This is a genomic window from Candidatus Latescibacterota bacterium, assembly GCA_019038625.1.
In the GTDB taxonomy this organism is placed as follows: Bacteria; Krumholzibacteriota; Krumholzibacteriia; order Krumholzibacteriales; family Krumholzibacteriaceae; genus JAGLYV01.
This window is the reverse complement of the sequence record JAHOYU010000145.1, coordinates 14,337-31,429: the sequence shown is the minus strand read 5'-3', so window position 1 is coordinate 31,429 and position 17,093 is coordinate 14,337. Positions and strand designations below refer to the sequence as shown.

10 protein-coding genes are annotated in these 17,093 nt (G+C 53.5%); 4 read left to right on the top strand and 6 right to left on the bottom strand.

Features of this window, described 5'->3' with window-relative positions; translation table 11 throughout:
• Positions 1-2,998, bottom strand: a 2,998-nt coding sequence (locus tag KOO63_11200; GenBank protein ID MBU8922372.1) for a hypothetical protein, incomplete at its 3' end; no start/stop codon positions are given.
• A 942-nt stretch (positions 2,999-3,940) separates the two neighbouring features.
• Here KOO63_11200 and KOO63_11195 point away from each other — a divergent pair.
• Genes KOO63_11195 through ligA form a run of 4 tightly spaced genes read left to right on the top strand, consistent with a single transcriptional unit; the run spans position 3,941 to position 11,525 of the window.
• A complete protein-coding gene (locus KOO63_11195) occupies positions 3,941-5,224 on the top strand; it encodes a DUF4912 domain-containing protein (GenBank protein ID MBU8922371.1) in 1,284 nt (427 codons plus the stop codon).
• Positions 5,221-6,810 carry a DUF1957 domain-containing protein gene (locus tag KOO63_11190; protein ID MBU8922370.1) on the top strand — a complete coding sequence of 530 codons (1,590 nt, stop codon included), beginning with the start codon at positions 5,221-5,223 and terminating at the stop codon, positions 6,808-6,810. The genes KOO63_11195 and KOO63_11190 overlap by 4 nt, the downstream gene beginning before the upstream one ends.
• Positions 6,811-6,859: 49 nt before the next feature.
• Positions 6,860-9,481, top strand: coding sequence for a DUF3536 domain-containing protein (locus KOO63_11185; GenBank protein ID MBU8922369.1), 2,622 nt, complete (start codon positions 6,860-6,862; stop codon positions 9,479-9,481).
• Positions 9,482-9,500: 19 nt separating this feature from the next.
• On the top strand, positions 9,501-11,525 hold the full coding sequence (gene ligA, locus KOO63_11180) for an NAD-dependent DNA ligase LigA (protein ID MBU8922368.1): 2,025 nt from the start codon (positions 9,501-9,503) through the stop codon (positions 11,523-11,525).
• Positions 11,526-11,575: 50 nt separating this feature from the next.
• Here the strand turns inward: ligA and KOO63_11175 are convergent, their stop codons facing one another.
• The 5 genes from KOO63_11175 to KOO63_11155 all read right to left on the bottom strand — a co-directional run bounded on the left by KOO63_11175 (position 11,576) and on the right by KOO63_11155 (position 17,081).
• Positions 11,576-12,439: a hypothetical protein gene (locus tag KOO63_11175; GenBank protein MBU8922367.1), complete on the bottom strand. Its 864-nt coding sequence runs from the start codon at positions 12,437-12,439 to the stop codon at positions 11,576-11,578.
• A gap of 61 nt (positions 12,440-12,500) precedes the next feature.
• Entirely contained in the window at positions 12,501-13,904 is a 1,404-nt protein-coding gene (locus KOO63_11170) for an MATE family efflux transporter (GenBank protein ID MBU8922366.1), read from the bottom strand.
• 1 nt (position 13,905) lies between these two features.
• Positions 13,906-15,069: an RNA methyltransferase gene (locus KOO63_11165; GenBank protein MBU8922365.1), complete on the bottom strand. Its 1,164-nt coding sequence runs from the start codon at positions 15,067-15,069 to the stop codon at positions 13,906-13,908.
• Positions 15,070-15,158: 89 nt separating this feature from the next.
• Positions 15,159-15,878 carry a pyridoxine 5'-phosphate synthase gene (locus KOO63_11160; GenBank protein ID MBU8922364.1) on the bottom strand — a complete coding sequence of 240 codons (720 nt, stop codon included), beginning with the start codon at positions 15,876-15,878 and terminating at the stop codon, positions 15,159-15,161.
• 18 nt (positions 15,879-15,896) lie between these two features.
• On the bottom strand, positions 15,897-17,081 hold the full coding sequence (locus tag KOO63_11155; protein ID MBU8922363.1) for a divergent polysaccharide deacetylase family protein: 1,185 nt from the start codon (positions 17,079-17,081) through the stop codon (positions 15,897-15,899).
• Positions 17,082-17,093 lie beyond the last annotated feature (12 nt).

The following is a 17,093-nucleotide window of genomic DNA, read 5'->3' as shown; positions in this document are numbered from 1 at the left end:
AATAGACCCCGCTCGCGACCTTCGACCCCGAATCGGATGTCCCGTCCCAGACTTCGCTGTAACCGCCAGCGTCACGCTCCTCATTTATCAGCATGCGTACGAGTTGTCCGGCGACATTGTATATCTTCAGGCTCACATGCCCCTTTTTCGCCATATCAAACTTAAGTGTAGTCGATGGATTGAAAGGGTTCGGGTAATTCCGGGCAAGGGCGGTGACTGCCGGAATATCCTCTCCTGTCAGGTCCTCCGGCGCGGCCTTTGTGTCCAACCAGTAACGAAGCATCTTGTGCAGGAGGATGTTTCTTTTCAGTGTGCCGCCATCCCCATTTCGGACATGCATGAAACTGAACCCGAACCAGGCGGTACGGACTGTCGTGCCCTCGGAGTTGACGAAAGTATTTCCAATACCAGCGTAGTATGGTGTGCCGCCAAAATCAGGGTACTGAAGCAGGTAGGTCCCCGATTCCGTTTTCTCGAGGACATCGAAATCCTTAATGACCGGGCAGCTGCCATCGATATAGAAATCTAATGATGGAAAGATATAAAGCCCTGTGATCAGCGGATTGACCATTCCACCACCAGAACCGCCGGTCATATCGAAGTAGCTGTCATGAACGAAATTCACACCGCAATAATCGGTAAGCAGTTCCGCTCCGTCCACCGATCCGTTCAAGTGCAGGTCGGCCGCGACACCGTCACCCATCACGAGCAAGCCGGACTTATGGTATAACAACTGGTCCAGCCAGTCGATCAGGAGTCGGCAATCGTTACTCTTGTCTGTTTCGTTGTTTTCGCCGGTTATCGTCCCGCTGTCGAGGTCGCCGCTATCCCAGATTATCCCCTGGTATGCTGCCAGCAGGTGTTCGATTTTAGCCCGGCTTCCCGGTCCATTCGAGACCTGGTATATTGAAGAGTTAACGTCATACCTGTCCGGCAAAGTAAAAAACACACTTCTGATGGTTGCATCCCAATAATCCTGGACTATTCCCTTCGTCGAGCCTCTGCCGTCAAAATCATCGACATAGAGATTCTGGCTGTTCAAGGTCGGAAGGCATGTGAACTCGAAGTAATATCCGGTGGCTGCGTCTTCAGGTAGGGTCGTGCTTTCACCGGCAACATCATATGCTTTGAAATAATATTCTACGACATACCCCCGCGTAAGAAGAGAGTCGTTCAGATCGAACATATACTTGTCCCTGGCAGGATTTCCCCAACTGGTCCTGGCTGTATCTGCCTGGATGATGGTCCAGATGCCGTCATCGCTGAGATAACTTCCATAAGACCCTTCGAGTGACGGGCCGGAAATGTCGGCCTTGAGTAGGTCATGCCCTATATACTCGCATTTTACATGCATGTATACCCTGGCTCCACCGGCATCTTCCTCTATCCCTCCTCCCAGGGGTGAGGTGCAGGTAAGGACTATCGAATCGCCAGGATCGATCACCGGATCGTCGTAGTGCCTGATATCGTTCGCCGCATCGGCCCTGATCCAGCTTTCTATGTCTGTCCCGGACGGGAAATTATCCTGGAAAAGGTCGAGGGCCCTGTACTGCCACTGCGGGCCATTCGTCTTGTAACGCAGGATCTCGACATTGTCGAAAAGAGGCGATGGCGTATGTTCGGCGCAATCGCCGTACGAATCGAAAAATACATCGCACATATCCATTATCTGGAGTGAGACCTGTATCGAGTCGCTGTCGAGCAGGTCGGCAATTCCATATCTGCTGAAATAGTAGTCCCTGTGCCCACCGCCGTAGCCAAAGCCCCTGTCTTTCCATTGGCCCGGGCAGCCGTTGACGATGCTTCGCACTGACCAGTTGTAGTAGACACAATTTCCATAGGGAAGGTCCCCGTATACAGTAAAAGTCAGGAACGCTCCCCCGAGGTCCGCCTGATCGACCGGCGAGATAGTCAGGTCCTGGAATTCATCCCTTCCGCTGGAATATTTTGTCATATCTATGACCGGTGATATCACATCCTCCCTCTGGCAGATATCGTCCTCGCCATACAACGGCGAGATACACCAGGGAGTCACATACATCCCCGGATACTCAAGGCTGGGGAAACAGGTATTATCCCAGAAGGCGATCATCGTACTGGAGTTTTGGTTGCAGGGGTCGCTGTCCAGAATGCCACCCCTGAGATTAGCATATGTTCCGAAAGACTCCTTTGTATCCGCGTACCATATGCCGACTGCCCTGTCTCCCACATCGGCAGACTCAAAATCTTCAAAGTCGATCGTCCCTCTGGTATCACTGATCGTTATGCTGTCTATGATGCAGGCACCGTCAGAGTTCCAGAGTCCATCCTCATCGCTCCATGCTCCGTCCGACGAAAAATTGAACCTCAGCTTGGTCATCGCTGACGGTGGCGCGAAAAAACAGGAAATCACAGTATCTACTACCCCGTCCAGAGCGACCAGCTCTTCCCAGGGCATAATAAAATATTTGTTGTATTCAATCCTGAGAAAATCATATTCCTCCTCCGAGTCGACTCTGACCCGGAACGATATGGTGACTCCCCCGAGAAATGAGAAAGGATCAGTGACCAGAGACTGATCCCAACGGTTCCCGTAACCGGGGGCTTCGTTCCAGCCGCACATATATGGCCCGACCCCTGGTCTGACTCCACACCACATCGACTTGCCGCCCTCGAGCGGAGTCAATCGCCCATAGTCGCCTCCGCCGAGTCCGACGAAGTCATCCACATGCCAGAAAGTGTCGTATTGGGCAGTCTGATCGAACGATGTCCAACCCTGCCAGTCTCTCATCTCGAAATCATATTTCACAATATGAAAGGTGTCGACCGCCGCTGGAGCCATGACGTTGCCTGTCAGTTCATACAACGCGCCGGCATAATCCTCCTTTGACCATTCTTTCTGGAGAAGGACCGGCTTCGTTTCCGGTTCACGTGCTATTGAATTTGAAAAAGGAAATGAAAGGACAAGACATGTTACAACAACAATCCGTGCGAAAATAACAGGAATGGATCTTCGCATGATCTCCCCCCCACTTTGAGAGATATGCCCAACTTGATGCCACCCTGGTCAGGGGCTGGTATCGGGAAACAGCAGTTCGCCTGAACAAGTCTGTCGAGGGGGGTAATGCTGATCGTGCCATCGATAACAGTCTCAATACCCGGAAGTCGGAAAAAGGTGGACACGAAACATCGACATCCTTTTCAAATGAAGCTGGCTGTAGTTCCCTGTCTGGCTTTGGTTACAATTACCGCCACCCAAATTACCACTCACTACAAACATCTTCTATACCATGAGTTATATCACAGATGGTGGAAAATTTCAATGTTTATAGCCAATCCTGCTGGTCCATTTAGTCCATCCTGCAATGATGTGTCTCTTCATCCCGGCATGACTCCAGGCCCACTTCTTCTCGATATATTGATCTGCCTGACCCATTCAAAGATGTGCCTGCTTCATCCCGGGATGATCACACGCCGGCATCTTCTTGACGCTTTCGTATCTTTTTCTTCCCAAAGTCTCTCAGAGCCTTGTGCTGGTTGTGCCGCCGGCAGAGGAGCTGGAGATTATCCGGGGAGTTGCTGCCCCCAATGGCATAATCTGACACCAGCCCGGAACCGACCCGAAACGTTCCCGAAAGTCTGTCAACAATTATTTTATCTCAATCGAAGAATAAACGACCACTCTCTGAGAATAATCCGTAACCTCAATGTTTCTTTGACCTTGACATGCCGGACCAGGAGGTCTTTCATTACCGATGCATAATAATTGCTAAAGCACCAGACAAGACTTAAAAAAAACATCGATTGGTGCTATGTTACTCGTGGTTCGGATATACCGGACAGTCAGCATGCCCGGCAGGCGATCATGCCGGGGGAACGTGACCGTGACACGGCAGCGAGGTAAGGCCGAACGGACCCGTCATGCACTCCGCGCAAACACGCGGGAAAGGAGTGATCGGCGATGACTCCAGCAGAACTTGGCAAGATGACAAAAGCTCAACTTATAGAACTGGCCTCGAAGAAAAAAATAAATGTGACTGCAAAGATGCTCAAGGCGGAGCTTGTGAAAGTGATAAGCGCGGGGCTGAAAGCCGGGGCAAAAAAGGCAAAGGGCAAGAAACCGGCTGCCACGAAAAAAGTTGCCGCGAAAGCAAAGCCTGGGACCAGGGTAAGAGCAAAACGAAAGACCACGACAAAGAAATCCGCGAAACCAGCCACAATGGCAAAGGCGAAAAGAAAACCATCCGCGCCTCGCGGTTCGAAGATGGTTCCCGCCGGATCAAAATCACCAGCACGCGGATCGAAGTCGGCAACACGAGGAAAGAAGTCTGTCAAATCCCGCCTGTCCGCGGCATCGAGCCTGGACGACAGGACGATCAGGCAGAAGGCCGTCGCGGGAAAATATCACCTGACGACGGGGCCGTTGAAGCTGCCCCCGGTGGAGTCGATGGATATACCCTCTGGATACGACCGGGATCATATTGCGATGATGGTCAGGGATCCCTGGTGGCTCTTCTCTTATTGGGAGATCACGGAGGCTACATTAAATAAGCTTGAGAAAAAGTTCGAGGAGGATTGGTCCAGCTGCAAGATGATCCTTCGCATTTTCGACAGGACCTCGAACAGGAAAACATTTTTCGACGTAGAACCGGGGTACGGCCCGAGAAGCTGGTATGTCAACGTATCTCCGGGACGTACCTGGCAAACGGCGATCGGCCTGATGGGCCCCAATGGAAAGTTCATTCAGATAGCCGTCTCAAACCTTATTGAGACTCCCCGCGACAGTGTCAGCGACGTCATCGATGACCGCTACCTGGTGCCTGATGAGGTCTTCGAAAAAATATTCGCCGCTTCAGGCGGATATTCCCGGGAGAGCTCCACGCAAAAAGGCTCCGAAGAACTGGCAGTCGGCCTCAGACGAGAACTGCTGGAGGAAATGGGGTCCGAGACTGTCTCGAGCTTTGGAAGTGCCGGCCTTCAGAAAGGCAAGAAAAAGAGAGGCTTCCGACTCTGGGTGGCCACAGAACTTATCCTTTATGGCGCGACTGAACCCGATGCTCGAGTGACCATCCAGGGCAAGGAGATAAAACTCCGCGGTGATGGCACGTTCTCCGCACGATTCGCCCTGCCTGATGGCGCTATCGACATCCCGGTAGTCGCTGTTTCGGGTGACGGGATCGAGGAGCGCGAAATCGATACTACCGTCAAAAAGAAATCGAAAAGTAAAGAGCCGGTGATAAGATGAGTGGAAATGAAAAAGGCTACCTTGCGCTGGTACTTCACGCACACCTTCCCTATGTAAGGCATCCCGAATATGAGAATTTCCTGGAGGAAGACTGGTTCTTCGAGGCTATCACAGAGACTTATATCCCGCTTATCGAGATATTCGACCGCCTTGAGGAGGAAGGGATCGATTTTCGTATCACCATGTCGCTGACCCCCTCACTCCTATCGATGATGTCGGACCCACTACTCCAGTACAGGTATCTCCGGCATATCAACCAGCTGATCGACCTGGCCGGCCGTGAGGTGGCAAGGACCAGGTGGACGCCGGAGTTCCACGAACTGGCACTGATGTACCACTGGAAATTCTCCCGGGCCAGGCAGGTCTTTCTCGAAAAATACGACAGTCGCCTGATCGATGCGTTCAAACATCATCAGGACACCGGCAGGCTGGAGATCATCACCTGCGGGGCGACTCACGGGTTCCTCCCTTTGATGCCGAACAAAAACGCCGCGAGGGCGCAGATTCAGGTCGCTGCCAACCACTATGAAAAACACCTCGGCAGAAGGCCTCGGGGCATCTGGCTGCCAGAATGTGGATATGCCCCTGGAGTAGACGAACTACTCAAGGAAGCCGGGATAAATTACTTTTTCACTGATACCCACGGCATACTTTTCGGATCACCCAGGCCCAGGCACGGTGTCTTCGCGCCGGTCTACTGCCCTTCGACCGCAGTGGCCGCATTCGGGCGTGACAAGGAATCCTCGAAACAGGTCTGGAGCGCGAAGGAAGGCTACCCGGGTGATTTTGAATACCGGGATTTCTACAGGGACATCGGGTTCGACCTCGATTACGAATATGTCAGGCCCTTTCTGCATCCCGACGGCAACCGGATCCATCTCGGAGTCAAGTATCACAGGATCACCGGACCTACCGACCACAAGGAACCCTATCGTCCGACACTGGCCCGCGAAAAGGCAGCTCTTCACGCGGGCAATTTCATGTTCAACCGTGAAAAACAGGTCGAGCACCTCAACGGACTTCTCGGCATCAAACCGATCATCGTCTCTCCCTACGACGCTGAACTTTTCGGGCATTGGTGGTACGAAGGTCCGGAGTGGATCGAGTTCCTGCTGAGAAAACTGCATTTCGATCAGGATACGATCACTCCGATCACTCCATCGGAATATCTTGAAAAATATCCAAGACTCCAGGCAGTACAACCATCGATGTCCTCCTGGGGGTACAAGGGATATAACGAATTCTGGCTCGAGGGAAGCAACGACTGGATCTACCCCCACCTCAACATGATGGCCGACCGCATGGTCGAACTGGCCCGCCGTTTTCCAAACGCCGATGGCGTGCTGCGCCGGGGCCTCAACCAGGCGGCCAGGGAACTGCTTCTGGCTCAGAGCAGCGACTGGGCATTTATCATGAAGACCGGAACGATGGTCGAGTATGCACACAAAAGGACAAAGGACCATATAGGAAGGTTCGACAGACTCTATAACGACATCATGGGATCCTCGATCAACGACCAGTGGCTTAAGGAGGTCGAGAACAGGGACAACATCTTCCCCGATATTGACTATCGCGTATATTCCTGACAGATTCGCTCAGGTGTCCTTTAACTCTTCTGTTCACGACGGAGAAGCAATGCCCGATACCCACCCGGAAAAATTTGTGATAATCCACGGCCATTTCTACCAGCCCCCGCGCGAGAACCCCTGGACAGGCAAGATCGACAGGCAGGACAACGCGGCACCGTACCACGACTGGAACGAGAGGATACTCAAGGAATGTTATCTGCCCAACGCACGATCGAGGCGACTTGACGGGTTCGGCCGGGTCATTCGTCTGGTAAACAACTATGAGGCTATCAGCTTCAACTTTGGGCCGACCCTCTTCTCCTGGATAGAGAATAATTACCCCGCCTTGCACGACGAGATTGTGAGGGCCGACAAGGCCAGCCTCGAAAGGCTCGGACACGGGAACGCGATCGCGCAGGTCTACAATCATATTATCATGCCGTTGGCCAACAGGCGGGACCAGGAGACACAGATACGAGGGGGAGTCCACGATTTCATTCGCCGTTTCGGGCGTGAGCCCGAGGGGATCTGGCTCGCCGAGACAGCGATAAACGAGATCACCCTCGAACTCCTGATCGAGTTCGGTTTTCGTTTTGTCATCCTCTCTCCCTTTCAGGCCGAAAGAATCAGGCCGCTCGATAAAAGCTCCGGATGGGAAGACGTTTCTTCCGGCGACATTCTCACGGGCAGAGCCTACCGCTGCTTCGGAAGAAAAAAGAAAGGCAAACGAAACCTGTCGAGGTTCATCGACATCTTCTTCTACGACGCTCCCCTCTCCACAGACGTCAGCTTCAACCATCTCCTGTCGAATGGCGACAAGCTGGCGAAGGCTCTGGAGTCGGGGTTCGAGAGATGCGGCGGCGACCTTGTCAATATAGCCACCGATGGAGAGATCTACGGACACCACGAGCCTTTCGGTGATATGGCTCTCGCCTACCTCATCGAACAGGCCGCGCCGGACCGTGGACTTACACTGACGAATTACGGCGCCTGGCTGGCCGGACACGAACTCGAGTACGAAGTGCAGATCAAACAGGGCGAAGGTGGCGATGGGACCGCGTGGTCGTGCACACACAGCGTAGGGCGCTGGAAAGAGGACTGCGGCTGCAGCACCGGGGCCCCTCCCGGCTGGAACCAGAAATGGCGCACACCGCTACGAGACGGCCTCGACAATCTGAGGGATGGGCTGGCCGCTAATTACGAAATACAAGGCAAAGATATTTTCGCGTCCCCCTGGGAGACCAGGAATGAATATATAGAAAATTTTGACACCCTGGATGTCGCCGGGTCAAAATCATTCATCGAGAAACAGGCGGGTAGGCAACTCTCGCCAGAGGAGATCTCGACAGCGGCTTCGCTCCTTGAATCGCAGAGAAACTCCCTGCTGATGTTCACTTCGTGCGGGTGGTTTTTCAATGACATTTCAGGAATAGAAACGGTGCAGGATCTCAAATACGCTGCGAGGGCTATTGAATTGGCCAGACGGGCGGAAAATGCAAGCCTCTCGGAAAATGTCTCTGGCAGGGCGGAAAACAAGAATCGACCGGACTCGCCGCTCAGGGCAGCGGATGAGACCCGATCCATCGATACTCTTCAAAGTGTTTTTCTCGACAAGCTGTCCGAGGCCAGGAGCAATATCGAACAGCTGGGGACAGGAAAAACCATATTCAATGCGGCGAAAAAATATTCTTCCGTCGAACCGTCACTTCTCGCCGGTCAGTACGCTCTGGCTTCGAACCTCGATTGCCGCAATGCTTCCCCGGAAAGATACGGATTCGGATTTAACGATACGAGCAGAGTCGAGATCAGTCCGGGACCTATTTCAATGATAATCGGGCGTTTCGCTATGACCGACCCCCTGACCCTGGCGTCTTACGATTACAAATACCTCCTGCTGCCTGACAAACCCGCCCGGATCACATGCATCTTAAGCGAATGTTCGGACAACGACGACTACACGAAAACGGTTGAGAGGTTCAAAACGATTGCCCCTGAATCCACCAGGCAGGATATACTTCGTGCTGCAGTCGAACATTTCGGGGGAAGGATCTTCGCAATGCGCGACCTCTTCCCCGAGGATAAAGAAAAGATCCTCGGCAAGCTTGCGGAAAGACAGATCGCCTCGGTCATAGGACAATTCACCGACCTCTATATGGAAAACCGTGAACTTCTCAGGCTCTTCACCGAAACGTCGATGCGTCCGCCGGAAAGCCTTCTCGCCCAGGCCCGCACGGTACTGGCCGACCGCTTGAGATCGGAGATTTCCCACTGGGAACGTGCCCTCGACGACAAGGGTCTCGAGGGAGTCCATTCCGTCCTGTCTGAAGCGAAATATTATGGAGTGAATATCGATCGGACTGAGATAGCATCGATATTCGAAGGGTTTTTTCTGGAGAGCCTGAGAAAACTTCGCGAGGGACTGAACTCCGACCTGGCCGACAGGCTCCACGTTTTCGCCGAATACAGTTACGGAATAGGCATACCGATCGTCCAGCACGAGATTCAGAACGAACTTTTTTCCATAATGACGACCGTCATGGAGGAAGTGATGACGAGGATCGGCAAGGGGAAAGGGTTTTCTTCCGATATGTCGAGCGTCACCAGCCTTCTCAGGCTGGCGAGAAGATTTAATTTCAATACCGATGCCTGGCGGGAGCGCCTGCCCGCAGGCGTAGACGATAAAGAATAGCGAACGAAAGGGCCCGTGAGTGAGGCAGGAAGAAGCGGCAGCAAGGGTAAAGAAAATACGGGCCGAGATCGACAGGCACGACCGCCTCTATTATGTGGAATCGTCACCCACGATATCGGACGAGACGTATGACAGTCTCAGAAAAGAGCTTGAGGAACTCGAATCTCTTTTCCCCGGTCTTGTCACTCCGGATTCTCCGACTCAGCGTGTGGGTGCGGCTCCGAGAAGCTCGCTTCCACCCGCGAAACATATAGTCCCCATGCTGAGCCTGGATTCTACCACCACCCCGGAGGCGACAAGAGAGTTCGACGCGAGACTCCGAAAGCTGGTAGAGAGAGAGACTCTCAAATATACCGTCGAACCGAAATTCGACGGACTGTCTGTAGAATTGATATACAAGAACGGTATCCTCTTTCGAGGCGCCAGCAGGGGCGACGGATATACGGGCGAGGATATCACTCCAAATATCCGTACTATACAGTCTATCCCATTGAGACTGCGCGACGACTCTCCCCCGGAAAGACTTTCTATCCGCGGTGAAGCTCTTATGCCGCTTGAAGGATTCCGGAACCTGAACCGTGTTATGACGGAACGGGGAGAGAACACCTTCGCAAATCCGAGAAATGCCGCAGCCGGTTCTCTGAGACAACTCGATTCGAGGATCACCGCGTCGAGGCCCCTCACATTTTACGCCTATGAGATAATGTCGATGTCCTCCTCTCCCGATGAAGGAAAAGAACCTCCCGCCACACATGTGGAAGAGCTGAACAAAATGAAGGATTGGGGATTTCTAATAGATTCTCACTGGAAACTCTGCTCGGACATCGAAGAAGCTATCACCTTCCATTCGACCCTGGCTTCGACCAGGGACACCCTTCCCTTCGAGATAGACGGAATAGTCATCCAGGCAGACTCGAAACGCGTACGCTCCGCGGCCGGCATGAGATCGCGCTCGCCGAGGTGGGCCCTTGCCTTGAAATTCGAACCTCGCAGGGAAGTCACGAGCGTCGAAGAGATCGTCGTCGGCGTGGGCCGTACCGGCAAGTTGACACCTGTGGCTCTTCTTCGCCCTGTAGATGTCGGTGGTGTCACCGTCAGCCGGGCAACCCTTCATAATGCGGGCGAAGTGGCAAGAAAGGATATTCGCGAGGGCGACCGGGTACGGATAAAGAGGGCCGGCGATGTCATCCCCGCTGTCGTTGAGCGCCTCCCCTCAGATGGAGAGGACAGGAAAGCTCCGTTCGTCATGCCTTCCGCCTGTCCAGTCTGCGGGAGTCCTGTCGAAGAGGAAGGGGCATACCATTTCTGCAGCGGTGGGCTCACCTGCCTGGCCCAGCTGAAAAGAGGTATAGAACATTTCGCGTCGAGAGGCGCGATGGACATCGAGGGACTCGGGGAAAAGACTGTGGCAATGATAGTCGAGAAGGGGCTAGCCGGATGCATCAGCGATCTCTTCCAACTGGAAAGAGAGTCTCTTCTGGGCCTCGAGGGCTTCGCCGAAAAATCGGCCGACAATCTTCTCTCGGCCATCGAAGCTTCCAAGGCAAAAACTCTTGAACGTTTTATCTTCGCGCTGGGAATCCGGAATGTCGGCGAACATGTAGCTACGATCCTCGCCGAGAGATTCGGGTCGATAGAAAGACTTGGAGAAAGTTCGGAAGACGAGCTGATGGCGCTTCACGAGATCGGGCCGGAAGTAGCCCGTTCCGTGTCGAAGTTCTTTTCTTCTGACAAGAATCGCGCTGCCCTTGCCAGGATGTTCACCGCGGGGCTGGCGCCGAGACCTCCCTCCGTCTCCACCGGGCCGAAGCCGTTCGAGGGAATGACTTTTGTTTTCACCGGCAGCATGGAATCACTGACCAGGACGGAAGCGAAACGTATGGTGCAGGAACTTGGAGGCAGGACCAGTTCTACGGTCAGCAAAAAGACCGACTATGTCATCGCGGGTACCGATCCGGGATCAAAGCACGAAAAGGCGGTCCGTCTGGAACTGAAGATACTCACCGAGCAGGAATTCCTCATGCTCATCCGCTCTGAAAAATAATTTCATCGCTCTATGAGGATCTCTTTTTTGCCGATCGGCTCTCCGGGAATCTACTCTTCGATGATCTGCACAAGTCGTTTGCAGAACTCTTCGGCGGCTTTTTTAGAAAATTCCCTGTTCGGATGTGAGTTGGTCGGTGACTGCGCGAATTCTTCCTTCATAAACAGGCCGCCACCGGTCTCGAGTGTAAAAAGATCCCATACGAAGATATTGTCACCCGGCTCGTTCCATTCCTCCTGCACCCAACTTGCGAATTCCCTGGCACGGGCACCACGTTCATTGTCCGAGCGCTGCTCGACCAGCGCGGCTCCGGTCCATACGAGGAACTTTGTCTCGGGAAATTGCAGCATCTTTTCTTTAAGCGCCGCATACTGCAATTTGTAGTTTTCCAGTTTCTTTTCGCTCGACGCGACATCGGGACTCCCTGTGTCGGGGCTGATGTCGCTGACCGGAAAACAGTGCTTGAAGACGATCACCTGGTAATCCTCGGTCAGGATCTCCAGTGTAGGTTCATCCAGGTATTTATCAGGTCCAGCATTCTCGACCCATATCTTCCAGTAGTCGTATGGGTAGTTGTTCCAGCCATAGGGACTTTCCTTCGGGAAAGCGATCTCTCTGATATCGTACTTCGTTTTGTTTTCCCTGCCCTGTTTTTTCAGACACTTCCTGACTCCGCCGTCCCAGATGTTCTTTCCCGTGCTGTGATGTAGAAAAGCTATCTTCATTTCATCTCCTGATTCCCCACCTCCGGTGGATCCGCCACATCCGCCAATAAGTGAAAACAGTATCACCCCGGCTACTGCCATTGGCAGTGTCGGGCGACCCAGGCCTCTGTCCGGCCCGTTTGGGGCCAGGCGAGCCGTTTCGCGTGTCAGAATACCTGAAATCCTTCGAACAAGATTTTTTCTATTCATCAGAATCTCCTGTGCCTTTCATTGCGCCCGATTCTTTCGACTCCTGCGCGTCCTTCGTCCCTCAGGAAACCGCCGCATCGGCGATAGCGTCTTCCTCGACTTTCCTTACCTGCCTCCACAATACCACCTGGGCAAATATTCCGGAAATGAGATATGCGATCGCTATTCCCATGAAGACTCCCTTAAGCCCGAAAATGGCGCTTCCGATAAACGCGAGAGGAATCGTCAGAAGGATCACCTGGCCCACACCTATCGCTGCCGCATGGAATGGCTTGTTGAGGACATTCAGCGTTCCGGTCACAAGCATCAGGACCATCTGAAGGAAGTATGCCAGGGGCACTATTCTCATGTAGAGGACAATGTTGGAGATCACATCCGGATCGCTGGAAAATATCCCGGCCACCGGCCTGGCCACCAGGGCGAGGACAGCAAGCGACCCGAAACCCCATACCATCGCGAAACGGTTGCTCTTTTTGATCCCGGCCTTCACCCTGTCGAATTTTCCAGCGCCCCAGTTCTGGCCCACGAAAGGAGCCAGCACCGAAGAGAGGGCCATTACTACGGCGAAAGCAAAATATTCTGTCCGGATAGCGACGCCAAGGGCCGCGACCGCGTTTGTTCCGTAAGCCGCCGTGATACCTGTGATCACTCCCTGTCCGACAGGGACGATGATCCTCGTGACAGCTGCCGGCAGCGCGATATACAAGATCCGCTTCCATGAATCGATCATCTCGTCGAAGCCGGGGCGTTCGAATGTCACCATTTTCAGTTTTTTGTATATCACGTAAAACGATACGGCGAAGGTCACCATCCTGGCGATCAGAGTCGCCAGCGCGGCTCCTGCCAGCCCCATCTCCGGGAAGGGGCCTATGCCGAAAATGAGAAGCGGGTCCAGAGCCGTGTTCACAACGACCGCTACCAGCATGATCATGGCGGGAGTCTTCGTGTCCCCCGTCGCCCTTATGCCGTTGTTGCTGACCATCGGAACGACGACAAAGATCAGTCCGAAGTACCATATCCGCATATACTCCCTGACCAGATCCAGTATCTCCCCCTCGGCACCAAGAGCTCCAAACAACTTGTCTATGGAGAACAGTCCGGCAACGACGAATATCGCGACGAAAAATAGTGAGAGCCCCAGTCCATCTGTCGTCAGCCTCCGCACGCTTTTCCAGTCTCCCATACCGATCGCTCGCGACACCACAGAAGCCGCGCCTACACCGATGCCGAGGGCGAACCTGGTCAAGACCAGGATCACGGGAAAAGTAAAACTCAGCGCGGCGAGGTGTTTCGTGCCAAGCCTGCTTACAAAAAAAGTGTCGGTGAGATTGAATGCTACCATGGCGAGGATGCCCATGGTCATAGGAACGGTAAGCCTGAACAGAGTCTTCCCTATGGGCCCCTCGGTCAACACAGCCTTTCGAGAGTCACGCCCTGTTTTGCGTTTTTCGGATTTCTGCCGCAAATTATTCTTCCGCCTGATCCGGCTTGTTGTACTTTGCCTTCTTGCTTCCCCTGTAGACCGAATAGCCCTGAAAGCGGCATTCGAGTGGACCATTGAAAAGGATTATTTTTTTCGACGGCTTCAGGCCCACAAATTTCAGAGCCCTGAGGTTCGAACTGATCACCCAGGCATCGTACCCTTCGAAACTGTTCTTCAGTCCATCGCCGATCATTTTATAGAATTCTATTATATCTTCCTGCCCCATCCTCTTGCCGTAAGGAGGATTCATTATTGCGACTCCGGGCGCCTCGGGCGGAACGACCTTCTCAAATAACGACACCTCAAACCTGATATCGTCCTCCAGCCCCGCCCTGCGGGCGTTCGCCTTCGCGGCCTCTATCGTCCTGCCGGAGATGTCTGTCCCGGCAATCGTTCCGGCTGACGGACGGACACCTTTCTTCAGTTCAGAAACGATCTTCTCGAACAGTCCCCGATCGAAATCCTTCCATTCAAAAAACCCGAATCGCTTCCGTGAAAGCCCCGGCGGGATATTCTTCGCGATCATTGCCGCCTCGATCGAGATCGTTCCTGAACCGCACATCGGATCGATAAATGAATCTTCGCCGTTCCATCCAGAAAGTCTGATCATGCCTGCAGCGAGCACTTCGCCGATAGGCGCTCCCCGCCCCTCCCGTCTGTAACCCCTGCGATGAAGCGGGACTCCCGAACTGTCCAGTGAGATAGTGAGCCTTTCCCTGTCTATGTGAACGTTGACCTGGACATCGGGATTCTCGCGGTCGACGCTTGGCCGCCTGCCTGTTTTTTCTCTGAACTGGTCGGCGATCGCGTCTTTCACTCTTAGCGCTACAAACTTTGAATGACCGAAATGTTTAGAGTTGACGACGCTGTCGACCGCAAAGGTGCGCTCCGGATCCAGATACTTTTTCCAGTCGATATCTCTGGCTCCCGAGTACAGGTCTTTCTCCGAGCGGACCCGGGTCTTCCTCACGGGCACGAGGATCTTCGACGCGGTCCTCAGAACAAGATTAAGCCTGTACAGGAGTTCCCTGTCGCCGGCGAACGATACCGCCCTGTTATGCATCACGATATCGGAAGCTCCCGCCTCCCTGAGCTCGGAAGAAAGTACTTCCTCGAGTCCGAACAATGTTGTCGCAAGCATCTCCATAGGGCGATATCTCCTTCTATTCCTAAGTCTGCTGTATCCCACCGCAGTAGGCTTCATCAGATAGCGGCTTCAACAGCATATTTTCAGTATCAACGTATAAGTAACTCGACCATCTCTCTTACTGCCTGTTCCACTCCGACAAAAACGGCTCGCGAAATAATGCTGTGGCCGATATTGAGCTCCTCTATATCTTCTATGTCGACTATCCTCTGGACGTTGTGGTAGGTCAGCCCGTGTCCGGCATGGACATGCAGTCCGTATTTTTTCCCGGCCCGCACCGCTTCCTGCACCGAGGCGACGGCCTTTCCGGTCTCTGCCCCGGAAGAGTTCGCGTATTCGCCTGTATGTATCTCAATAGCGTCGAAGCCAAGTTTGGCCGCCTCTTTGATCTGTGCCTTGTCGGGACCGATGAAAGCAGCGACCCTGATCCCGCCTTCCTGCAGCGCCTTTGTCACCACCGCGTATTTTTCGCCTCCACGGAGCAGATCCAGGCCTCCTTCGGTCGTGACTTCTTCCCGCCGCTCCGGCACAAGGGTGACAGCGTCGGGATGAAGGGCCATGGCGATCTCCTGCATTTCCGCTGTAGCGGCCATTTCAAGGTTTACCAGAGTCTGGGCCATCTCGCTGATCAGCCTGGCATCCCTGTTCTGTATATGACGCCTGTCTTCTCTCAGGTGAAATGTTATCTGGTCGGCTCCACCCATCTCGGAAAGCATCGCCGCCGTCACCGGATCAGGTTCGGTAGTCTTTCTCGCTTCCCTCAATGTCGCTACATGGTCTATGTTTACTCCCAGTCTCATCCTGTTCAAGATCTTCCTCCCTGGTTATCAACGAGGGGTCTCGCCCTCGAGCATCTCCGACAATTTTATAAATCTTATGCCCTTCCTGCGAGCTTCACCTATCATCCATTTAAGGTCAGCGAGGCTTTCCTTCCTCACATGCATTATGGCAATGGCCCTGCCCCGGTGTGCGCCCAGCGACAAAAGCTTCTTCATATTTTCTCTTGTGTCCTTTTTGTTATTGTCCAGAAACAGGTCGTTTCTGGCGTTGCCCACTCCCGCAGCCTCGGCCGCCTCACGGACAACCGATTTCGACGACGTCAGGCTGTCGAAGAAAATAAGGTCCTCTTTTACACAGACCTTCATGATCGCGTCCATCACCGCCCGGTCCGCCGTAGCCCTGGACCCCATATGGTTGTTCATTCCGGTCACTCCGGGTGTAGTCTTGAGCGCTTTTTCTACTATCCTCTCGATCTCCCTGCCACTCATCGCCGTTCTTACAAGTGGGATATCGCCGACATCGTCCGCACCCTTCTCCGGTTCCATCGGAAGATGACAGAAAGTCTCCTTGCCAGCAGCCACAGCCATTTTGCATATCTTTTCAGAGTGCTTCAGTCCCGGGATCACCGAGATCGTCACCGGGACATCCAGCTCAATGAATTCTCTAACGAGCCTGTTATTAAAAAAACCGAAATCGTCGACCACGATCGAGATCGCCGGCCCTGTCGTCTCAATTCTGTAGGGTACTTTCCCTCTCTTGCTCATTCTGAAATAACACCGGTGGGTGATGAATCGTCTCGTGCCGAGCTCCATCTCGATCACACGTCCATCCTTTTTTTCGATACACTTGCGGACCCGTGTACCGATAGAAACAGCAGCGGCATCGACCGCGGCATTTACCTGCACATTGGAGGCGCCATGCGGGACCTCTCCCCTCAGTATGACTACTGACCTACCGGAGGAATCGGGCTTCTCTCTAGTAATCTTGATATCATCATCAAGTATCGCCAGAGGATGCAGGACCTCCTTCACCTTTTCGCTGAGGGCCTCCTGAACGACCTCGTATCTCCCGCTGAATCCCATGTCGAGCAGGAACGCGCCGCCACGGACCGTCTGAAAATATCTCAGCATTGTGATCGTGACCAGCGCGGCTATGCCCAGGCCCCAGGCAATGCGTTTGATCCTGACTATCCGCTTTGTTGTTTGTTTCTTTTTCTTCTTTTTTCTGGCCATCAGTCACATTCA